This window comes from Streptomyces sp. R33 (assembly GCF_041200175.1).
Taxonomy (GTDB): Bacteria; Actinomycetota; Actinomycetes; order Streptomycetales; family Streptomycetaceae; genus Streptomyces; species Streptomyces katrae_B.
The window spans coordinates 2,870,254-2,891,985 of record NZ_CP165727.1; the positions used below are offsets into that span (position 1 = coordinate 2,870,254).

The window sequence follows — 21,732 nt, forward strand, 5'->3', positions numbered from 1 at the left end:
GAGGGCCCGGAACACCCGAACGTAGGGAGCCGGGCACGAAGCGTGCCCGGCTCTCCGTACGGCTGACGCGCATGCGGACGTACTAGGTGATCTTGATCGGGTTCACCACGTCGGCCACGAGGACGAGCAGCGTGAAGCAGACGAACACGCCGGCCACCACGTACGCGGCGGGCATCAGCTTCGCCACGTCGAACGGGCCGGGGTCGGGGCGCCGGAAGACCCGGGCCACCGTCCGCCGGACCGACTCCCACAGGGCGCCCGCGATGTGCCCGCCGTCGAGCGGGAGCAGGGGGAGCATGTTGAACAGGAACAGCGAGAGGTTGAAGAACCCGACGAGCTGGAGGAAGAACACCAGCCGCTGCTCGGCCGGGATGTCCAGGGTGGCGATCTCGCCGCTGATCCGGGCCGCGCCGACGATGCCCATCGGGGAGTCGGGCTCGCGCTCGGCTCCGCTGAACGCCGCGTCCCACAGGGCCGGGATCTTGGCGGGCAGCTTGAGCAGCCCCTGGACGCTGTTGTCGACGACCTCGCCCATGTGGTCCACGGACTGGCCGAAGGACAGCGGGGCGATCTCGCTCTTCGGGCTGAAGCCGAGCCAGCCGGCCGTCACGTACTCGCCCTTGACGTACCCGCCGTGGCCGTCCGTCTTGGCGACCTTGTTCTCGATGAGCTTGACCGGCAGGGACTGCTGCTTCCCGTCCCGGACGACCGTGACGGTGGCGGGGCCGACGGTGTCGCGGATCTGCTTCTGCAGGGCGGCCCAGTCGGCCACCTTGTGACCGTTGAACGCCACGATCCGGTCCCCGGCGAGCAGGCCGGCGGCCTTGGCCGGGGCGACCGGGTCGCCGGCCTTGCAGATCTCGCGCTTCTCGCTCTGCTGGATGACGCACGGCGAGACGCTCGCGACCTGCGTGGTCGTCTGGTTGATCCCGAAGCTCATCCAGACGCCGAAGAAGATCGCCAGTGCCAGCACCAGGTTCATGAACGGGCCCGCGAACATCACGATCACGCGCTTCCACGGCCTGCGCGTGTAGAACAGCCGCGTCTCGTCGCCGGGCTGGAGCTCCTCGTACGCCGCCGAGCGCGCGTCCTCGATCATCGAACGGAACGGCGAGGTCGACCGGGCGGTCACCTTGCCGTCCTCGCCGGGCGGGAACATCCCGATCATGCGGATGTAGCCGCCCATCGGGATGGCCTTGATCCCGTACTCGGTCTCGCCCTTGTGGCGCGACCAGATGGTCGGGCCGAAGCCGACCATGTACTGGGGCACGCGGATGCCGAAGAGCTTGGCCGTCGAGAGGTGGCCGAGCTCGTGCCAGGCGATGGAGACGAGCAGCCCGAATACGAAGATGAGTATTCCGAGCACCGTCATGAGTGCTGTCATGCGCGCGCCTCCACGGCGGCCCGGGCCGCCATCTCCTGTGCCCGGGCCCTGGCCCAGGTCTCCGCTTCGAGGACGTCTGCGACCGTGAGAGAAGTTCCCGCGTCCGGCGTCCCGTGCTCATCGACCACGGCAGAGACCGTATCCATGATTGCTGTGAACGGCAGCCGACCGGCCAGGAACGCCTCGACGCACTCCTCGTTCGCCGCATTGAACACCGCGGGGGCGGTGGAGCCCAGGGTGCCCACGTGCCGGGCCAGTCCCACCGAGGGGAAGGCCTCGGTGTCCAGCGGGAAGAACTCCCAGGTCGACGCCTTGGTCCAGTCGAAAGCGGGGGCCGCGTCCGGGACGCGCTCGGGCCAGCCGAGGCCGATCGCGATGGGGCCGCGCATGTCCGGCGGGGTGGCCTGGGCGAGCGTGGAGCCGTCGGAGAACTCCACCATCGAGTGGACGTACGACTGCGGATGGACCACGACCTCGATGCGGTCGAAGGGGATGTCGTAGAGCAGGTGCGCCTCGATGACCTCCAGCCCCTTGTTGACCAGGGTCGCCGAGTTGATGGTGATCACCGGGCCCATGGCCCAGGTCGGGTGCGCGAGGGCGTCCTTGACGGTGACGCCCGCCAGCTCGGCGCGGGTACGGCCGCGGAAGGGCCCGCCGGAGGCGGTGACCACGAGCTTGCGGACATCGGCCCGGGTGCCGGCGGCGAGGGCCTGGAACAGGGCCGCGTGCTCGGAGTCGACCGGGATGATCTGACCGGGCTTCGCGAGGGCCTTGACCAGCGGGCCGCCGACGATCAGCGACTCCTTGTTGGCCAGGGCCAGGGTGCGGCCCGCCCGCAGCGCGGCGAGGGTCGGCGCGAGGCCGATGGAACCGGTGATGCCGTTGAGGACGGTGTGGCACTCGGAGGCAGCGAGCTCGGTCGCCGCGTCGGGCCCGGCCAGGATCTCGGGCAGCGGCTCGGAGGCGCCGTACTGGGCGTCCAGCGCCTCCTTCAGGGCCGGTACGACGTCCTCGCGGGCCACGGCCACCGTGTTCACGCGCAGCTGCCGGGCCTGCTCGGCCAGCAGCCCGACGCGCCCGCCGGCGGCGGACAGCGCGGTCACCCGGAACCGGTCGGGGTTGCGCAGGGCGAGGTCGATGGCCTGGGTACCGATGGACCCGGTGGATCCGAGGATGACGATGTCCCGCCGGCCGGCCGCGGGGTCGAAGAGGAGGTGCGGATCGGCGAGGGGGGCTGGGCGGTCGCTCATGCCCCCATTGTTGCCGCAACTCAGAAGCGGTTGGACACGGAGTCCCCGTGAACGGCGCCGGCGAGCAGTTCGGGCAGGGTCCCGGCGAAGTCCGGGAGCGCGCGGGCGGCCCGCCACCAGGCGTCGGTGTCGCCGCCGAGGGCGGTTTCGAACAGCCGGTCCGCCTCGGCGCGGGCGGCGAGCACCGCCGGATGGTGGTCGTGGCGGTCGGGGTGGTCCATCTCGCCCAGCCAGTGGCCCTCGTCCAGGGCCCACGCGGCGGGGGCCTTGTGCCGGATCACGTCGGCGCCGGCCAGGATCCCGTCGTCGAGGCAGGCGCGGACCCACCGGACGTCCTCGCGCAGATCGCCCATGGCATTGGGCACCCCGAGGCTCGCGAGGGCCAGCTCGCGGTTCACGCTGTCGTCCGGCTCCCACGGGGATCCCGGCGCGAGGGCGTCCACCGCCTCGGCGAGCCCGGGTATCGGGGCCTGCGGCTGCGGCGGCGCTGCGGCCCCGGCGGCGACCGCGGCCGCCAGCTCGGGCAGGGTCCCCTCGAATCCGGGGGCGTGCCGCTGCAGCTCGGCCCAGAGCCGGGGGTCGTCGCCGAGTGCCGGGCGCAGCACCCGCAACAGGGCGGAGCGCATCCCCGCCCACTCGGCCAGGTTCCAGCCGAGGCCGCCGGCGGCGTGGGCCTGCCCGAGGAGCAGCGCCCGGTGGGCCGGTGCGACGGCCGCCGCGAGCTCGTCGAAGGTCAGGGTGCCGGTCCGGACGGCGCGGACCGCCGGCCGGTGCCATCCCGGGCCGTACGAGGCCTGCGCGCGGGTGTCGAGCAGCGCGAGCCGGGCCCGCCGGTCCAGATCGGCGACGAGCAGCAGGGCCTCCACGGAGCCGGGCGGCAGCGGGGCGCGGGCGTGCTCGCTCAGCAGGGTCTCGGGGTCGAGCTCGTACGGGAGGGCCAGGATGTCGAGCGGGATCCGCGGGCGGCGGCTGCCGTGCCGGCGCAGCAGTCCGATGAGCTCGGGGCCGGTCAGCGGCGGCCCGCCGGGCCCCACGCCGGTCGACGGCGGCCCGATCGGGCGGCCGAGCTCGGTGCCGAGGGTGGCGAGCAGCTCAGGCGAGGGGCCGGGGCGGGCCGCGTACCGCGCGGGGCCGGGCAGGCCGGGCAGGGGGCGGCCGTGCACCTGGGGGCTGCGGGCGATGGTGCGGCGGTCCTCGTCGGTGCCCTCGCGCAGCAGCAGGGTGACGGCGGAGGCCGGCAGGTACTCGTCCCGGCACAGGAACCGGCGGGTGGGCGCGTCGAGCCGCCCGAGGAGATCGGAGGCGACGGCGTCCGGTGCGTGGCGCAGCAGGAGCGCCACGCACCAGGCGAGCCGTCGGCTCTCCCTGTCCACGTTCACATGCATCCGCTTCCCCGGGTTCCCTGTCGCCAGTGTCGTACGCCTGACGGGCACCCGGCGATGATCGCAGGTCAGCGGATGGGGCGGTGGACGTTCTTCTGAGTCGACGGGCCGGGGGTGGCGTCGGCGATCCAGGGGCCGTCGCCGGAGGGGTCGAGCACGCCCTCCTCGAGCCAGGTGTAGGTGCCGGAGAGCACCCCGGCGACGACCTTGCGGTCCAGGTCGTCGGTGTTGGACCAGAGCCGGCCGAAGAGCTCTTCGACGCGGATCCGGGACTGCCGGCAGAAGACGTCGGCCAGCTGGTAGGCCTCGCGGCCGTGTTCCCCGGAGGCGCGCAGGTGCTCGGCGCGCACGCAGGCCGCGCTCATCGCGAAGAGTTCGGCGCCGATGTCGACGATCCGGCCGAGGAAGCCCTGCTTGGTCTCCATGCGGCCCTGCCAGCGGGACATCGCGTAGAACGTGGACCGGGCGAGTTTGCGGGCGCTGCGCTCGACGTAGCGCAGGTGGACGGAGAGGTCGGGGTGGCCGCCCGGGTGGAAGGCGCGGTACGCGCCGGGGACGTGGCCGGGGCCGGTGGCGAGCTTGGGCAGCCAGCGGGCGTAGAACCCGGCGGCGCGGGCTCCGGCCTTGGCCTTGTCGCCGAGCGCCTTCTCGGGGTCGATGAGGTCGCCGGCGACCGACAGGTGGGCGTCGACGGCCTCGCGGGCGATCAGCAGGTGCATGATCTCGGTGGAGCCCTCGAAGATCCGGTTGATGCGCAGGTCGCGCAGCATCTGCTCGGCGGGGACGGCGCGCTCGCCGCGGGCGGCCAGCGACTCGGCGGTCTCGAAGCCGCGCCCACCGCGGATCTGGACGAGCTCGTCGGCCATCAGGCAGGCCATCTCGCTGCCGTAGAGCTTGGCGAGGGCGGCCTCGATGCGGATGTCGTTGCGGTCCTCGTCGGCCATCTGGGAGGCCAGGTCGACGACGGCTTCGAGGGCGAAGGTGGTGGCGGCGATGAAGGAGATCTTGGCGCCCACGGCCTCGTGCTTGGCGACCGGGCGGCCCCACTGCTCGCGGACGGCGGACCATTCGCGGGCGATCTTCAGGCACCACTTCCCGGCGCCGACGCACATGGCGGGCAGGGACAGTCGGCCGGTGTTCAGGGTGGTCAGCGCGATCTTCAGCCCGGCGCCCTCGGCGCCGATGCGCTGCGAGGCGGGCACCCGGACCCGGTGGAAGCGGGTGACGCCGTTCTCCAGGCCGCGCAGGCCCATGAAGGCGTTGCGGTGCTCGACGGTGATCCCGGGGGAATCGGCCTCGACGACGAACGCGGTGATGCCACCGCGGTGGTTCTCCGACTTCGGGACGCGGGCCATCACCACCAGCAGGTCCGCGACGACCCCGTTGGTGGTCCAGAGCTTCACCCCGTCGAGGACGTACGCGTCCTCGCCCTCGGGGACGGCGGTGGTGGCCAGGCGCGCCGGGTCGGAGCCGACGTCCGGCTCGGTGAGCAGGAAGGCGCTGATGGCGGTGGTCGCGCAGCGCGGCAGGAAGGTTTCCTTCTGCTCCTGCGTGCCGAACATCTTCAGCGGCTGCGGGACGCCGATCGACTGGTGCGCCGAGAGCAGGGCTCCGATGGCGGGGCTGACCGACCCGACGAGGGCCAGCGCCTTGTTGTAGTACACCTGGGTGAGGCCCAGGCCGCCGTATTTGGGATCGATCTTCATGCCGAGGGCGCCGAGCTCCTTGAGCCCGCGCACGGTCTCGTCGGGGATCTTGGCTTCGCGCTCGATGCGCGCACCGTCGATCTCGGTCTCGCAGAACGCCCGCAGCCGGGCCAGGAAGGCCTCGCCGCGCCGGACGTCTTCGTCCGCCGGCATCGGGTGCGGGTGGATCAGGTCGAGCCGGAAATGCCCCAGGAAGAGTTCCTTGGCGAAGCTGGGCTTGCGCCAGTCCTGTTCCCGGGCCGCTTCCGCGACCTGCCGTGCCTCGCGCTCGGTCACCTTGGGCTGTGCGGGCTGTGTTGCGGACATGAGGGGACTCACCTCGCCGCCGGAGTCGGTGGTACCGGCCTACTGGCCGGTGCTACCTGTGAGTCGTACCCGGTCCGGCCCTCCGGGAAAAGCCGGGACGGTCCGAGTGAGGGAAATCCAGCCCGCCCGGGCGGCTACCGCCTGCCGAGTGATCCGAAGGGGGCGTGCCACCCGCACCCCGGCGAGTGAGCCGAAGGGGGCGCGCCGGCGAAGAAGGCCGAGCGCCCGGAGAAACGGCGAGGAACGAGCCGTTTCGAGGACGCACGGTCTTCTGGAGCCGGCATCAGCGCCCCCGGAGGCGAACCGAGCCGCAAAGAAAGAGGCGAACCGAGCCGCAAAGAAAAGGGGGACGGCCGGAGCCCCCGCACAGTAGGCTCCGGCCGTCGGCTTTGGGCCGTACGAGAATCAGATGTCGAGGCCGGTCAGAACCAGGACCCGCTCGTACGTGTAGTCGTCCATCGCGTAGCGGACGCCCTCGCGGCCGACACCCGACTGCTTGACGCCGCCGTACGGCATCTGGTCGGCGCGGTAGGACGGCGCGTCGCCGACGATCACACCGCCGACCTCGAGCTCGCGGTGGGCGCGGAACGCGGTCTGGATGTTCCGGGTGAAGACGCCGGTCTGCAGGCCGAACTTCGAGTCGTTGACGGCGGCGAAGGCCTCGTCGGTGTTCTCGACCTTCGTCAGCGTCAGCACCGGCCCGAAGACCTCCTCGACGGCGAGGGTGGTGTCGGCGGGCAGGTCGGCGATGACGGTCGGCTCGTACGAGGCACCCTCGCGCTTGCCACCGGTGAGCAGCTTGGCTCCGGCGGAGATCGCCTCGTCGACCCAGGACTCGACCCGCTTGGCGGCGTCCTCGGAGACGAGGGGGCCGACGTCGGTCGCGGAGTCGGACGGGTCGCCGGTGACCTGGGCCTGGACCTTCGCGACGACCTTCTCGACGAGGCGGTCGTAGACGGCGGCGTCGGCGATCACGCGCTGCACGGAGATGCAGGACTGGCCGGCCTGGTAGTTCGAGAAGGTCGCGATACGGGTCGCGGCCCAGTCGAGGTCGGCCTCGGAGGACCAGTCGTCCAGGACCACGGCGGCGGCGTTGCCGCCGAGCTCCAGGGTGCAGTGCTTGTGGGGCACCGACTGCTGGATGGCGTAGCCGACCTTGTCGGAGCCGGTGAAGGAGATGACGGGCAGGCGCTCGTCCTTCACCAGGGCCGGCATCTTGTCGTTGGCGACCGGCAGGACCGACCAGGAACCGGCCGGGAGGTCGGTCTCGGCGAGCAGCTCACCGAGGATCAGGCCGGAGAGCGGGGTGGCCGGGGCCGGCTTCAGGATGATCGGCGCGCCGACGGCGATGGCCGGGGCCACCTTGTGGGCGCACAGGTTCAGCGGGAAGTTGAACGGCGCGATGCCGAGGACCGGGCCCTTGACGAAGCGGCGGGTCAGGGCGAGACGGCCGACGCCACCGGCGTCGGTGTCGAGGCGCTGGGCCTCTCCGCCGTTGAAGCGGCGGGCCTCTTCGGCGGCGAAACGGAACACGGACACCGCACGGCCGACCTCACCGCGGGCCCACTTGATGGGCTTGCCGTTCTCGGCGGAGATCAGCTGGGCGATCTCCTCGGTGCGCTCGACGAGCCGCTTGGACACGTGGTCCAGGGCGGCGGCACGGACATGGGCGGGAGTCGCGGAGAACTCGGCCGTCACGGCGTACGCCGCGGCCACGGCCTCTTCGACCTGGGCGTCGGTGGGCACGCTGACCGTGCCGACGAGCCGGTTGTCCCACGGGGAGTGGACGTCGAAGCTGTCCTCGCCGGTGGCCTGGCGGCCGGCGAGCCAGAAGGCGTGGGTGGAAGTCATGCGAATCCCGGCCCTTCGAGTGTGTGCGGGGTCCTTGTCCCCTCCACCGTAGGACTCCGTCCGGGTTTCGGCGTTTAGCCGGGGTGGAGTGTGCAGAGCCTTGCCCACGCCGCTTTGTCAGTGTCGCCGCCCCGGTCCCGCTGCGCGGCGGCCCGGGGCTACGCCGCGGGCGAGGTGGCCTTGAGGGCGAGCCACAGCTCCATGCGGACGTCCGGGTCGTCCAGGGAGCGACCCAGGATCTCCTCCACCCGCCGCATCCGGTACCGCAGCGTGTGCCGGTGCACGCCCAGGTCGGCGGCGGCCGCGTCCCACTGCCCGTGCCGCGACAGCCACGCCTGCAGCGAAGCCACCAGATCCCCCCGCCCCTTCTCGTCGTGCTCGCGCAGCGCCCGCAGGGTGCCGTCCGCGAACGCCCGTACCGCTTCATCCGCCAGCAGCGGGAGGACCGACCCCGCCGCCAGGTCCTCGTGTTCCACCATCGGCCGCCCTCGCCGCCGGGCCACGGCCAGCGCCTGGTCGGCCTGCTTGAACGCCGCCGCCACCCCAGCAGGCACCGCGGCGGCGGACAGGCCGACCACCAGCTCGTCCGGCTCCGGACCCGTCGTCTCCCGTCCGCGCCGCGATTCCAGGGCCTCCGCGTGGTCCGCGCACGCCTGCACCGCGGAGCCCCCGTCGGCCGCCAGCACCACCAGCCGCCCCGGCTCCGGCACCACCAGCAGCGCCTCCCCCGCACGGGCCGCCGCCGACTCGACGGCGTCGGCCAGCAGTGCCAGGCCCTCCGGCTGCGCCGTCCCCGGCAGCGCCGGCTCCGCCACGATCAGCCGGAACGGCGCCTCCAGCAGCGCCCCGTACAAGTCCCCGGCCACGGCCCGGGCGTGCTCGGCCTCCCCGTCCAGCAGCATCCGCAGCACCGCCGCCCCCAGCCGGGACTCCGCGTCGTGCAGCGACCTCGAGCGCTCGGTGGTCAGGGTCAGCAGCGCCACCGCCGAGTGCACGGCGTACCGCTCGGCCGTGCCCAGCGGGGCCCCGGTGCCGACGGCGAGCGCGCCGCGGGCCCGCCGGCCCGTCCCCAGCGACTGGAGCTCGACCCGGTCCTCCGAGCCGCCCACCACCGCGCTCGCCGGCGCCGGCCGCTCCCGCAGCCGCTCCACGTCGGGGGTCAGCCGGGCGGCCCGCCGCGCGGCCCATTCCGGGGCGGCGGCGACCACCGCGCCCGAGGTGTCGTACAGGGCGGCCCAGCCGTGCACGTGCGCCGCCAGTTTCGCCAGCAGCTCGGCGGGGCCGTCGGCGGACAGCGCGGCCCGGGTCAGCTCCCGCTGGGCCTCGAATCCGGCGGTCACCGCGCGGTACTGGTCCGCGGCGAGGGCCGCGGAGACGGCCTTGCTGATCGCGAGGAACGGGGTCCTGCGCGGCACCTCCAACAGTGGCAGGTCCTCGGCCCGGGCGGCCTCGACCAGGGCCTCCGGGACCGCCTCGTAGTTCACGCCGACGGCGAAGCCGATGCCGACGACCCCGGCCGCGGCGAGGCGGCGTACGTACCGGCGCATCTCCTGCGGATCCTCGGCGTCCAGCTTCATCGCGGTGATCAGGAGCAGTTCCCCGCCCTCCATATAGGGGACGGGGTCGGCGAGCTCGCTGACGTGGGCCCAGCGGACGGGGGTGTCCAGGCGGCTCTCCCCCGCCCGGACGCTGAGCTTGAGCGCCGAGTGCTGGACGAGCGAGGCGAGGGTGAGCGGCATCGGGTACCAGGGGCCTTAGAGGAAGGAGGGGCGCGGCGCGGAATTTCGCCTTGTCGTATGAACGACTCCCCTCGATTCTGCCACCTCGTACGGGTCGGCTCAGCCCGTCGCGGCCAGCCGGACCAGCAGCGGAGCCGCCCGCTCGCCGCGGACCGAGGTCAGCGAGAGCACCGCGTACCCGGGCGGTACGGCGTGCGCCAGCTCGGAGGCCGACCACCGCTCCCGCTCCACCTGGCGCACGGTCACCGCGTCCGTGGTCACGGCCTTGCCGGTGACCAGCTTGCGGAAGGCGTGGATGGCCCGGGTCAGCGGCTGGTCGGCGAAGACGGTCCGGTGGGTGACGTCGCGCGTCTCCACCCACTCGGTGCCCCAGGCCTCGGCGAAGCGCTTGCCGTCCCAGGTGGTGACCCCGGAGAAGGCCATCCGGCAGCCGACCGCCCCGAGCAGCGGAGTGCGCAGCGCCTCCGGTACGTCGTCCAGCGTGCGCAGCGTCAGCAGTACGCCCGCGTTCGCCGAGCGCAGCCGCTGCAGGCCCCGCACGGTCTGCGGGGTCAGGGTGTGGGAGGCGTCGTCGAAGGCGAGGAACGCGAACAGCGACCGGTCGGCGCGGGCGGCGGCGGAGGCGTTGAACTGCGCGAGCAGCAGCCGGGCCAGGATCCGGGAGGCGTCGGCGTGCCCGCGCTCGGGCAGGTCGATGCGGACGCGCAGCGGGTGTTCCAGGGCGCGCAGCGAGAAGGGCCGCCCCTGTCCGGTGGTGTCGAAGAAGCCGGCGAAGGCGGGCCGGTCGAGGAGGGCCACCCGGTCCGCGAGGGCGGGTCCCGGGTCGCCCTGGGCCGCGTACTGCCGTTCGCGTGCGTCGAGTTCGCGGAGCATCACCTGCTGTCCGGCGGCTTCGAGGTCGGTACGCAGTCCGCCGAGGGCCTCGGGTACCCGGTCGAGCAGTTCGCGCAGTTCGGGCACGGCGGGGAAGCGGCCGTACGCCGCGCGGAACGGGCCGAGCAGCTGGGCGAGGGCCGTCGCGGCCCGGCGTACCTCCAGGCCGGGGACGTCGCCGACGAAGGCCTCGGCGAGCAGGGTGGCCGCCTCGTCGGCGTCGGTGGTGCCGCCGTAGAGGTCGAGGTCGTAGACGGAGTCGGGGTCGCCGACGCGGACCACGACGTCGTACGCGGTGTCCGGCCCGAGCTGGGCGCCGGCCGAGGCGACGGCGATGACGGCGGCCTGTCCGGCCAGCGCCTGGAGGGCGAGCGATTCGACGACGGGCCGCACCAGCTGCCGGGTCTTGCCCGCGCCGGACGGGCCGACGGCGAGCAGCGAGGTGCCGAGCACGGCGGGGTCGAGGGCCAGGCGCGTGCCGCGCCGGCCGTACGGGTTGCGCTCGCTGTCGTCGACCGTGCCGAGCAGCACCTGCCGGGCCAGCAGGTCGTGCCGCGCGGCCCGGACGGGCAGGTCCCGGGCCCCTGACGGGTGGACGCAGGCGCCCGCGCCCTTGTCGCGCACGGCGTCGGCGAAGGCGGTGGCCCGTGCGGGCTCGGCCCGTACGGACTCCCAGGCGCGCCGGATCCGCGCGTAGTCGACGTCGTTCATCCGCCCGGCCCCGACCTCGGCCCCGAGCCGGTCGGCGGTCTCCCCCAACCCGGCGCCCCGCACCTGGGGCCACCCCACGGGATCGTCGGGACCGCCCTCCTCGGGCCGGGCCGGGACGGCCGCCTGCACCGCCTGTACGGCTCGGCTGCGGAGCATGCGGCGGGCCAGTTCGGGCCAGCGGCCGAGCCGCCCGAAACCGACGGCCAGGATGGCGATGACCAGGCCGTACCAGATGTACGAGGCCACCACGGAGGGCAGCTTCCCGGCCCAGGAGTCGGGCGTGAACATGTAGAGCGGCCAGAGCCAGAAGCCGCCCAGGTAGCCGTTCCAGAGCAGGGACCACAGCAGCAGCCCGGCGAGCAGGGCGATCAGCGCACCGCTGATCAGCTGCCGGGTCGGGGTCCGCTCGGGCTCCTCGGCGGCGCGCGGCACGTGTCCGTACGTCCACACGCCGGGCCCGTCGGAACTGCGCGGGGTGCGCAGCCAGTCGGCGAGGGACGGGGCGGAACCGGCGGGGGCGTGGGCGGGCTTCGGCGGGAGTGAGGGTGGCGGGCCGGCGGGGCGCGGGACGTGCCCGGCGCGCGGCGGGCGCTTCTCGTCCGTGCCGTACGTGCCGTCGGTGTCCATGAAACCCCTGCCCCCTGCCCGTGCCTGCGCTGCGTCGCTCAATGTAGTTGCCCGGAGGCGGCCGTGGGCCCCGTACGAGCCCCTGTCTCCGCAGCGTCCACAAGACAGGCGGCGGGTCCTTCCTATGGCCGTCACGGACAAGGACACGCGGGCACCACTCCCGAACGGAGCATGCCGTACCCCCTCCCCCGGGCCTAGCCTGCGGACAAAGACACAAGTGCGTCCGAAAACACCCCCCCAGGAGCCCTCCATGACCGCTGTCCCGCAGGAGCGCAAGATCGTCACCGCGATCCCCGGCCCCAAGTCGCAGGAGCTGCAGGCCCGCCGTCTCGAGACGGTCGCCGGCGGCGTGGGCTCCGTGCTCCCCGTCTTCACGGCCCGCGCCGGCGGCGGCATCATCGAGGACGTCGACGGCAACCGTCTGATCGACTTCGGTTCCGGCATCGCCGTGACCTCCGTCGGCGCCTCCGCCGAGGCCGTCGTGCGCCGCGCCTCCGCGCAGCTCGCGGACTTCACGCACACCTGCTTCATGGTCACGCCGTACGAGGGCTACGTCGAGGTCTGCGAGGCGCTGGCCGAGCTGACCCCGGGTGACCACGCGAAGAAGTCGGCGCTGTTCAACTCCGGCGCCGAGGCCGTCGAGAACGCCGTCAAGATCGCCCGTGCGTACACCAAGCGCCAGGCCGTCGTCGTCTTCGACCACGGCTACCACGGCCGCACCAACCTCACGATGGCGCTGACGGCGAAGAACATGCCGTACAAGAACGGCTTCGGCCCGTTCGCCCCCGAGGTCTACCGCGTCCCGGTCGCCTACGGCTACCGCTGGCCCACCGGCGCCGAGAACTGCGGCCCCGAGGCCGCCGCCCAGGCGATCGACCAGATCACCAAGCAGATCGGCGCCGACAACGTCGCCGCGATCATCATCGAGCCGGTCCTCGGCGAGGGCGGCTTCATCGAGCCGGCCAAGGGCTTCCTGCCGGCGATCGTGAAGTTCGCCAACGAGAACGGCATCGTCTTCGTCGCCGACGAGATCCAGTCCGGCTTCTGCCGCACCGGCCAGTGGTTCGCGTGCGAGGACGAGGGCATCGTCCCGGACCTGATCACCACCGCCAAGGGCATCGCGGGCGGTCTGCCGCTCGCCGCCGTGACCGGCCGCGCCGAGATCATGGACGCCGCGCACGCGGGCGGTCTGGGCGGCACGTACGGCGGCAACCCGGTGGCCTGCGCCGGTGCGCTGGGCTCCATCGAGACCATGAAGGAGCTCGACCTCAACGCCGCGGCGAAGAAGATCGAGTCCGTCATGAAGACCCGTCTGACGGCCATGCAGGAGAAGTACGACATCATCGGCGACATCCGCGGCCGCGGCGCCATGATCGCGATCGAGCTGGTCAAGGACCCGGTGTCCAAGACCCCGTTCCCGGAGGCGGCCGGCGCGCTCGCCAAGGCCTGCCACGCCGAGGGCCTGCTCGTCCTCACCTGTGGCACCTACGGCAACGTGCTCCGTTTCCTCCCCCCGATCGTCATCGGCGAGGACCTGCTGAACGAGGGCCTGGACCTCATCGAGGCGGCGTTCGCGGCCATCGGCACGGACGTCTGAGCGACCTTCCGAACACGGGAGCCCGCCGGTACCCCCGGTAACGGGCGGACGCTGTGAAGAAGATGTGGGGGGCCGATGGCAGGAGCGCGATCCTGCTGTCGGTCCCCTTTCCGCTGCCGTACGGTTTCTGCAGATGAGTGAGACACCCCGCTCCCGGGAAACCGGGGGCGACACCAGTACCGGGCTTCCCCAGCGCCGCACTGGGCCTGCGTTCGCGCACACTCCTCACCGATCGGACGGCCGTTCGCCCCAAACCCCCCGGGGCGCTCGGCAACCCGATCCGGGCGGCCGTCCCGGAACCATCCCCCCTGTTCCGGGACGGCCGGCCATCCTCCTCCTTCTCTCCCTGCTGGGGCTCGCCCTGACGACCTGGCAGGTACTGGTCGCGGGTCCGCTGCTCACGCCGGACGAGAGCCTCAGCCGCGCCCTGGTCCGTACGGTCCCCGACTCCGTCACCGAGCGCCTCTCCGACCTCGGCAACGTCCCGGTCGCCGTGCCGGTCCTGGTGCTGGCGATGGCGTACTCCGTCCGGCGCTCCCGGGCCTGGGTCCCGGCGCTGACGGCAGGGCTGGCGATGGCCCTGGTCCCGGCCGTGATCGTGCCGCTGAAGGAGTGGACCGCCCGCCCGGGGCCCCTGGAGCCGTGGGCCGCCGGCTACTACCCCTCGGGCCACACGGCCACCTCCGCCGTCGCGTACATCGGCGCGGCCCTGCTGATCGGCCCGTACACGCGCCGCGCGTGGCCGATGGCCGCCGCGCTCGTCCTGACCGCCGCCACGGCCACCGGCCTGATCCTGCGCGGCTGGCACTGGCCCCTGGACGTACTGGCCAGCTGCTTCCTGTGCGCGCCCCTGCTGCTGGCCGTCGCCCACGCCGTACGCCGCGCTGTCAGACCCTCCGCCTAGCCTGACACCCGTTCCGTATCGGCGAGGGAGGGGTGGCGCGATGGGTGCCAGCGGGTGGGACTACGTCACGGAGTACGAGGGCAGCGTCGAGGCATCACTGAGCGCCCTTCAGGAGCGGGTGTTCGCGGAGGAGTTCGGGGAGATGGACGACTACCCGGACCTGGCCGCGCTGTGGGCCGACCACGAGTTCATGGGTACGCAGGGCACGCACACGATCCTCGACGTCGTACGGGTCGCCCCCGGCCCGGAGGAGGAGGACGGCGCCGTCCGTCCCCTCGCGGCCGACCGGCTGCTCCACCACTTCGGGACGGACCGGCCGACCGTGGCCCAGTACGAGGGGGCACTCGCACGGGCGGAGCGGGCGATGAGCCACGAGGAGTACACGGAAAGCCTGCTGGGCGAGGCGGACCTGCGGTGGAGCGGGCTGTACGTCCTGCTGTACACGGACGGGCAGCCCACCCACATCGGCTTCCACGGCTCCTCCGGGGACTAGGGGGTGTCCGGCGGCTCCCCCCTAGCCGCCGAAGTAGGCGTCGAAGTTCTTCGAGAACTCCCAGCCGCCGAAGCGGTCCCAGTTGATCGACCAGGTCATCAGGCCGCGCAGGGCGGGCCAGGTGCCGTGCGTCCGGTAGGTCCCGCAGTCGGTCTTCTTCGTCAGGCAGTCCAGCGCCTTGTTCACCTCGGCGGGCGAGGTGTGGCCGTTGCCCGCGTTGGTCGTGGCCGGGAGGCCGATCGCCACCTGCTCCGGCCGCAGCGGCGGGAAGACGCGCGCGGTGTTGCCCGCGACCGGGAAGCCGGTGAGCAGCATGTCGGTCATGGCGATGTGGAAGTCCGCCCCGCCCATGGAGTGGTACTGGTTGTCGAGGCCCATGATCGGGCCCGAGTTGTAGTCCTGGACGTGGAGCAGGGTGAGGTCGTCGCGCAGGGCGTGGATGACCGGGAGGTAGGCGCCGGCGCGCGGGTCCTGGCCGCCCCAGGGGCCGGGCCCGTAGTACTGGTGGCCGAGCTGGACGAAGAAGGTCTCCGGGGCCATGGTCAGGACGAAGTCCGGGCCGTACTTGGCCTTCAGCGTCTTGACGGCGGAGATCAGGTTGACGATCACCGGGGTGGTCGGGGCGCGGAAGTCGGTGTCGCCCGTCGCGAGCGAGAGCGAGTGGCCCTCGAAGTCGATGTCGAGCCCGTTGAGCCCGTACCCGTCGATGATCTTGCTGACGGAGGACACGAAGGTGTCGCGGGCGGCCGTGGTGGCGAGCTGGACCTGGCCGTTCTGGCCGCCGATCGAGATCAGCACCTTCTTGCCCGCGGCCTGCTTGGCCTTGATGGCGGCCTTGAACTCGGCCGCGGACTCCACGTTCGGGCACTCGCTGACGGGGCAGAGCGAGAAGCGGATGTCCCCCGAGGTCACCGACGTCGGCTCGCCGAAGGCGAGGTTGATGACGTCCCAGGAGGCCGGGACGTCGGCCATCCGGACGTAGCCGGAGCCGTTGGCGAAGCTCGCGTGCAGGTACCCGACCAGGGCGTGGGCCGGCAGTCCCGGGTCGCCCGGGTTGCCGCCGCCGCTCGTCGTGGAGGCGGAGACGGGGGCGCTCCTCGCGGACTCGCCGGCCGCGTTCACCGCGCTGACCTGGAAGGTGTACGAGGTGGACGGGGCGAGCCCGGTGACGGTCGCCGAGGTCCCGGTGACGCTCACGGGCGCGGCGCCGTCCCGGTGGAGCTTGTACGAGGTGGCGCCGGACGCGGCCGACCAGGAGAGGTTCAGGCTGCTCGAGGTGGCGCCGGAAGCGGTCAGGCCGGTGGGGGCGGCCGGGGGCTGGGGCTGGCCGGGTCCGGAGCCGCCCGGGTCGGGGCCGACGAGCGTGACGTCGTCCGTGAGGTGGGCGGGCTGGCCGTACCAGCCGTGCGTGTAGATCGTCACCGAGGTGGTGGCCGCGCCCGTACGGAACGTCGTGCTCAGCTGCTTCCAGGCGCCCGGGGTCTGCGTCCAGGTGGACACGTCGGTGGTACCGGTCCCGGCCGCGCCGAGGTAGACGTACGCGCCCTGCACCCAGGCACCGAGCGTGTACGTCGAGTCCGGCTTGACGGTGACGGTCTGGGAGCAGCGGGCGTTGTCCTGGCCGGCCGGGGTGGCCTTGAGGGCGGAACCGCCGCCGTGGACGGGGGCGGTGACGACGGCGCCGCTGCCCGCCGAGCAGCTCCAGCCGTCGAGTCCGGCTTCGAAGCCGCCGTTGCGGGCGAGGTCGGCGTCGACCGCGGCGGCGGACTGGCCCGCGGCGAGGAACCCGGCCACCGCGAGGGCGGCCGCGGTGAAGAGGGACACAGGTCTGCGCACAACTGCCTCCGGAACATGGGGGGATGGAGCCAGGCCGCCGGTGAGGCGGCAGCGGCGCCCAACCTGGTCCAGACCAATGCCCTTGTCAAGGCTTCCGGCTCTCCTCCCCCACCGCCCGCGCCGCGGCCTCGTGCATCGCGAGCTCCAGCAGCACCGGATCGGTGAGCGTCCCGCCGTCCGGGGCCACCAGCCAGCGCACCCCGCCCGTGGGCCGGCCGGGGTAGGGGACCACGATCCAGGTCCCGCGCCCGGCTCCCCGTACACCGGTGCCGATCCAGCGGGACGCCGTACCCGGGGGCACGAAGAAGCCCAGCCGCGAGTCGGCGGGGTCGGCGAGCACCGGGCCGGGCCGGTGGAGGAGCTGCGTCAGGACCTCGAGGGCGGCCTGCCCCAGCTCCCCGGGCAGGATCAGCACGTCCCAGTGCCGGCCGGCGGGCAGCAGGACGACCCCGAGGGGGTTGCGCTCCCACTCCCACCGGCAGGCGTCGGGGTCCGGCGCCACCGACACGAGCCATTCCACCGCGGTCCTGATCTCCGAGCCCTGCATCGCCCGGCCTCCGTTCTCTGGGGTGAGGTGTACTCACCGGGAGAGAGCGGGGCCGGGCCCTGCGATGACGCGGGTTTCAGCACCCCGTGGTGGTGAAACGGCTCACGGCATGAACCGCGGCGCGCGCGGGGGCGTACGGGGAGCCGTGCGGTCGTGGGCTGCGGTCAGCTGTCGAAGCCCAGGCCGAGCTTGTCCAGCGCCTTCAGCCACAGGTTGCGGCGCCCGCCGCGGGCGTCCGCCCGGGCCAGGGACCACTTGGTGAGGGTGATCCCGGTCCAGGCGAAGGGCTCCGGCGGGAACGGCATGGGCCGCGACTTCACCATCTCCAGCTCGGTCCGCTCGGTGCGGGCCCCGTCGAGCAGGTCCAGCATCACGTCGGCGCCGAAGCGGGTGGCCCCGACCCCGAGCCCGGTGTAGCCGGCCGCGTAGGCGACCCTGCCGCCGTGCGCCGTGCCGAAGAAGGCGGAGAAGCGCGAGCAGGTGTCGATGGCCCCGCCCCAGGCGTGGCTGAACTTGATGCCCTCCAGCTGCGGGAACGCGCTGAAGAAGTGCTGCGCGAGCTTCAGGTACGTCTCGGGGCGGTGGTCGTACTCGGAGTCGAGCTTGCCGCGGTAGGGGTAGATGGCGTCGTAGCCGCCCCACAGGATGCGGTTCTCCGGGGTGATGCGGAAGTAGTGGAACTGGTTGGCGCTGTCACCCAGGCCCTGGCGGTTGTTCCAGCCGATGGCCTTCAGCTGGTCGGCGGTCAGCGGCTCGGTCATCAGCGCGTAGTCGTAGACGGGCACCGTGAACGGCCGGATCCGCTTGACCAGCGAGGGGAAGATGTTGGTGCCGAGCGCCACGCGGCGGGCGAAGATCCGCCCGTACGGGGTGCGCACGGCCATCCCGGCGCCCGAGGAGGCCAGGGACAGCCCCCGGGTGTTCTCGTAGATCCGCACGCCCAGCGACAGGCAGGCCTCCTTCAGGCCCCATGCCAGCTTGGCGGGGTTGAGCATGGCGACCCCGTCGGTGTCCCACAGGCCCGCGAGGAACGTCGGCGAGTCGACCTCGGCGCGCAGCTCCTCGCGGTCCAGCCAGCGCGAGCCGCCGGCGAGGCCCAGCTTCTCGGCCTCCTCGTACAGCTCGCGCAGCTCCTCGACCTGGTGGGGCTCGGTGGCCACGTCGATCTCGCCGGTGCGCTCGAAGTCGCAGTCGATGCCGTAGCGGGCGATGGCCGCCTCGATCTCGTCGAGGTTGCGGGCGCCCAGCTCCTCCAGCTTGGCGAGCTCGCCCGGCCAGCGGGCCATGCCGTTGGCGAGGCCGTGCGTGAGGGAGGCTGCGCAGAAGCCCCCGTTGCGTCCGGAGGCGGCCCAGCCCGCCTCCTTGGACTCGATCAGGACGACGTCCCGGGCGGGGTCGCGCTCCTTGGCGATCAGCGCGGTCCACAGTCCGCTGTACCCGGCGCCGATGACGAGCAGGTCGCAGGCCTCGTCCGACGTCAGCGCCGGCTGTGCGGCGGGCTTGCCGGGGTCGTCCAGCCAGTACGAGACCGGCAGTGCTTCGGAAAGGGATTGAGCAACGCTTCGCATGGCGACTGGGGCCATGGCTTCCAACTCCCTACAGAGTTACTTGGGCTGTGCGTTCTTGCGGCGGTTCCCGACCATCTGGCCGGCGAGCACCACCAGCACCGCGATGACGAACATCGCCGTACCGATGACGTTGATCTGGACAGGCGTACCGCGCTGGGCCGATCCCCACACGAACATGGGGAAGGTGACGGTGTTGCCGGAGTTGAAGTTGGTGATGATGAAGTCGTCGAACGAGAGCGCGAACGAGAGCAGCGCGCCCGCGGCGATACCGGGTGCCGCGATCGGGAGGGTTACCCGTACGAAGGTCTGCACCGGCCCCGCGTAGAGGTCGCGGGCGGCCTCCTCCAGGCGCGGGTCCATCGACAGGACGCGTGCCTTGACGGCGGCGACGACGAAGCTGAGGCAGAACATGATGTGGGCGATCAGGATCGTCCAGAAGCCCAGCTGGATGCCCATGTTGAGGAAGAGGGCGAGCAGCGAGGCAGCCATCACGATCTCGGGCATGGCCATCGGCAGGAAGATCAGCGAGTTCACCGCACCGCGCGCCCGGAAGCGGTAGCGGACGAGCGCGAAGGCGATGGCCGTGCCGAGGACGGTGGCGCCGATGGTGGCCCACACGGCGATCTGGAGCGACAGGGACAGGGAGCCGCACAGGTCGGCGACCCCGCAGGGGTCCTTCCAGGCGTCGAGCGAGAACTCCTGCCAGGCGTAGTTGAACCGCCCGGTGGGGTTGTTGAAGGAGAAGACCGTCACGACGACGTTCGGCAGGATCAGGTAGGCGAGCGTGCCGAGTCCGAAGATGACGACGAGATTGCGCCGGAGCCAACGCATCAGACCAGGTCCTCCGTCCCCGCTCGGCGGATGTAGATGGTGACCATGATCAGCACGATGGCCATGAGGATGAAGGACAGCGCGGCGGCCGTCGGGTAATCGAGGATGCGCAGGTACTGCGACTGGATGACGTTGCCGATCATCCGGGTGTCCGTGGAGCCGAGCAGTTCGGCGTTCACGTAGTCGCCGCTCGCCGGGATGAAGGTGAGCAGGGTGCCGGAGACCACGCCCGGCATGGAGAGCGGGAAGGTCACCTTCCGGAAGGTCGTGGCGGGGCGGGCGTACAGGTCCCCGGCCGCCTCGTGGAGGCGGGTGTCGATGCGCTCCAGGGAGGTGTAGAGCGGCAGGATCATGAAGGGGAGGAAGTTGTACGTCAGACCGCAGACGACGGCGAGCGGCGTGGCGAGCACCCGCTCCCCCTCGGTCATCCCGAGCCAGCTGGTGACGTCCAGGACGTGCAGGGTGTTGAGGACGTCCACCACCGGGCCGCCGTCGGCCAGGATCGTCTTCCAGGCCAGCGTGCGGATCAGGAAGCTGGTGAAGAACGGCGCGATGACCAGCACCAGCAAAAGGTTTCTCCAGCGGCCTGCCTTGAAGGCGATCAGGTAGGCCAGCGGGTACCCGAGCAGCAGGCACAGCACGGTCGCGGTGCCGGCGTAGAGCAGGGAGCGCAGGAACTGCGGGTAGTACTCGGTGAGGGCGTCCCAGTACGTCTGGAAGTGCCAGGTGACCTGGAAGCCCTCTTCGAGGGAGCCGGTCTGCACCGAGGTGGAGGCCTGGTAGATCATCGGCAGGACGAAGAAGACCAGCAGCCACAGGATGCCGGGGAGCAGCAGCCAGTACGGGACCAGCCGCTTGCGCACGGACGGCCTGTGGACCGGGGGTTCGGTGGCGGCCTCGGCCTCCGGTGGCGCGACGGTGGCGGTCATGCGCTCTCCTCGACCGTCTCGATGCCGGCGTCTATGTCCTGGGCGGCGTCGAGGCCGAAGGTGTGCTCCGGGTTCCAGTGCAGGACGACCTCGGCGCCGGGGGCGAGGCGCGCGTCCCGCTCGATGTTCTGGACGTACACCTCCAGCTCCGGGCAGACGGGGCTGTCGATGACGTACTGGGTGGAGACGCCGATGAAGGAGGAGGCGGCTATCGTGCCGCGGACCTGGTTGCGGCCGGCCGCGACGGTGTCCTCGTCCTCCGCGTGGACCAGGGATATCTTCTCGGGACGCACCCCGACCAGCAGCTTTCCGCCGGCCTTGGGCGTGGTCGAACATCGGGCCGCGGGCAGCCGCAGCTTCGTGCCGGCCGAGCTGACCATGACATCGGAGCCGCCGGCCTCCAGGACCTCGGCCTCGATGAGGTTCGAGGTGCCGAGGAAGTTGGCGACGAAGGTGGTCTTCGGGTTCTCGTACAGCTCGGCGGGGGCGCCCAGCTGCTCGACGCGGCCGCCGTTCATCACGGCGACCGTGTCGGCCATGGTCATGGCCTCCTCCTGGTCGTGCGTGACGTGCACGAAGGTGATGCCGACCTCGGTCTGGATCCTCTTCAGCTCCAGCTGCATCTGGCGGCGCAGCTTGAGGTCGAGGGCGCCGAGGGGTTCGTCGAGGAGCAGCACCTGCGGGTGGTTGATGAGCGCGCGGGCGACGGCCACGCGCTGCTGCTGGCCGCCGGAGAGCTGGTGCGGCTTGCGCTGGGCGAACTGGCCCAGCTCGACCAGCTCGAGCATGTCCTCGACCTGCTTCTTGACGGACTTGATGCCGCGGCGGCGCAGGCCGAAGGCCACGTTCTCGTAGATGTTCAGGTGCGGGAACAGCGCATAGCTCTGGAACACCGTGTTGACGGGGCGCTTGTACGGCGGCAGCTGGGTGACCTCCCGGTCCCCGAGGTGGACCGTTCCGGTGGAGGGCTCCTCCAGGCCGGCGATCATGCGCAGGGTGGTGGTCTTCCCGCAGCCCGAGGCGCCGAGCAGGGCGAAGAAGGAGCCCTGGGGGATGGTGAGATCCAGCGGGTGCACGGCGGTGAACGAGCCGTAGTGCTTGCTGATCCCGGCGAGGCGGACGTCGCCGCCCGCGGTCTTGTCAGTCATGGGTCGCGGCCTTCGGTGGTGGTGTCGTCGGAAGGGTGCGGGGCGCGGGT

General features: G+C 72.2%; 16 protein-coding genes. 3 read left to right on the forward strand and 13 right to left on the reverse strand.

The genetic code is table 11. From position 1 onward, the window contains the following. Positions 1-82: 82 nt before the first annotated feature. From AB5J51_RS12875 to AB5J51_RS12905, 7 genes are all read right to left on the reverse strand, one after another. On the reverse strand, positions 83-1,384 hold the full coding sequence (locus tag AB5J51_RS12875) for an RIP metalloprotease (protein WP_053786169.1): 1,302 nt from the start codon (positions 1,382-1,384) through the stop codon (positions 83-85). Further along, the gene (dxr, locus tag AB5J51_RS12880) at positions 1,381-2,634 is read right to left on the reverse strand and encodes a 1-deoxy-D-xylulose-5-phosphate reductoisomerase (protein ID WP_053786168.1); all 1,254 of its coding nucleotides are present in this window, start codon (positions 2,632-2,634) and stop codon (positions 1,381-1,383) included. The genes AB5J51_RS12875 and dxr overlap by 4 nt, the downstream gene beginning before the upstream one ends. 20 nt (positions 2,635-2,654) lie before the next feature. Beyond that, positions 2,655-4,007, reverse strand: a complete 1,353-nt coding sequence (locus tag AB5J51_RS12885) for a hypothetical protein (RefSeq protein ID WP_159047163.1) — start codon at positions 4,005-4,007, stop codon at positions 2,655-2,657. Between the two features lie 77 nt (positions 4,008-4,084). Further along, on the reverse strand, positions 4,085-6,028 hold the full coding sequence (locus tag AB5J51_RS12890; protein ID WP_133896740.1) for an acyl-CoA dehydrogenase family protein: 1,944 nt from the start codon (positions 6,026-6,028) through the stop codon (positions 4,085-4,087). 405 nt (positions 6,029-6,433) lie between these two features. Continuing rightward, positions 6,434-7,879, reverse strand: a complete 1,446-nt coding sequence (locus AB5J51_RS12895) for an aldehyde dehydrogenase family protein (RefSeq protein WP_030298348.1) — start codon at positions 7,877-7,879, stop codon at positions 6,434-6,436. Positions 7,880-8,037: 158 nt separating this feature from the next. Beyond that, positions 8,038-9,618 (reverse strand): PucR family transcriptional regulator, encoded by a 1,581-nt coding sequence (locus tag AB5J51_RS12900; protein WP_053786166.1) that lies wholly within the window; start codon positions 9,616-9,618, stop codon positions 8,038-8,040. 99 nt (positions 9,619-9,717) lie between these two features. Continuing rightward, the gene (locus AB5J51_RS12905) at positions 9,718-11,829 is read right to left on the reverse strand and encodes an ATP-binding protein (RefSeq protein ID WP_369777755.1); all 2,112 of its coding nucleotides are present in this window, start codon (positions 11,827-11,829) and stop codon (positions 9,718-9,720) included. Between the two features lie 250 nt (positions 11,830-12,079). Between AB5J51_RS12905 and gabT the strand changes: the two genes are divergently transcribed. From gabT to AB5J51_RS12920, 3 genes are all read left to right on the forward strand, one after another. After that, a complete protein-coding gene (gabT, locus tag AB5J51_RS12910) occupies positions 12,080-13,426 on the forward strand; it encodes a 4-aminobutyrate--2-oxoglutarate transaminase (RefSeq protein WP_030298357.1) in 1,347 nt (448 codons plus the stop codon). Positions 13,427-13,559: 133 nt separating this feature from the next. Further along, positions 13,560-14,330 (forward strand): phosphatase PAP2 family protein, encoded by a 771-nt coding sequence (locus tag AB5J51_RS12915; RefSeq protein WP_369777756.1) that lies wholly within the window; start codon positions 13,560-13,562, stop codon positions 14,328-14,330. Positions 14,331-14,370: 40 nt separating this feature from the next. Continuing rightward, positions 14,371-14,823: a hypothetical protein gene (locus AB5J51_RS12920; protein ID WP_369777757.1), complete on the forward strand. Its 453-nt coding sequence runs from the start codon at positions 14,371-14,373 to the stop codon at positions 14,821-14,823. A gap of 21 nt (positions 14,824-14,844) precedes the next feature. Here the strand turns inward: AB5J51_RS12920 and AB5J51_RS12925 are convergent, their stop codons facing one another. From AB5J51_RS12925 to AB5J51_RS12950, 6 genes are all read right to left on the reverse strand, one after another. Next, positions 14,845-16,647, reverse strand: coding sequence for a chitinase (locus AB5J51_RS12925; protein WP_369780252.1), 1,803 nt, complete (start codon positions 16,645-16,647; stop codon positions 14,845-14,847). Between the two features lie 97 nt (positions 16,648-16,744). Then, complete coding sequence (locus AB5J51_RS12930) at positions 16,745-17,206, reverse strand: hypothetical protein (protein WP_369777758.1); 462 nt, start codon at positions 17,204-17,206, stop codon at positions 16,745-16,747. A gap of 164 nt (positions 17,207-17,370) precedes the next feature. Then, positions 17,371-18,789, reverse strand: coding sequence for an NAD(P)/FAD-dependent oxidoreductase (locus tag AB5J51_RS12935; RefSeq protein ID WP_369777759.1), 1,419 nt, complete (start codon positions 18,787-18,789; stop codon positions 17,371-17,373). A 21-nt stretch (positions 18,790-18,810) separates the two neighbouring features. Beyond that, the gene (locus AB5J51_RS12940; RefSeq protein ID WP_053786159.1) at positions 18,811-19,605 is read right to left on the reverse strand and encodes an ABC transporter permease; all 795 of its coding nucleotides are present in this window, start codon (positions 19,603-19,605) and stop codon (positions 18,811-18,813) included. After that, on the reverse strand, positions 19,605-20,534 hold the full coding sequence (locus AB5J51_RS12945; protein WP_053786158.1) for an ABC transporter permease: 930 nt from the start codon (positions 20,532-20,534) through the stop codon (positions 19,605-19,607). The genes AB5J51_RS12940 and AB5J51_RS12945 overlap by 1 nt, the downstream gene beginning before the upstream one ends. Continuing rightward, positions 20,531-21,682 carry an ABC transporter ATP-binding protein gene (locus tag AB5J51_RS12950; protein WP_053786157.1) on the reverse strand — a complete coding sequence of 384 codons (1,152 nt, stop codon included), beginning with the start codon at positions 21,680-21,682 and terminating at the stop codon, positions 20,531-20,533. The genes AB5J51_RS12945 and AB5J51_RS12950 overlap by 4 nt, the downstream gene beginning before the upstream one ends. Positions 21,683-21,732 lie beyond the last annotated feature (50 nt).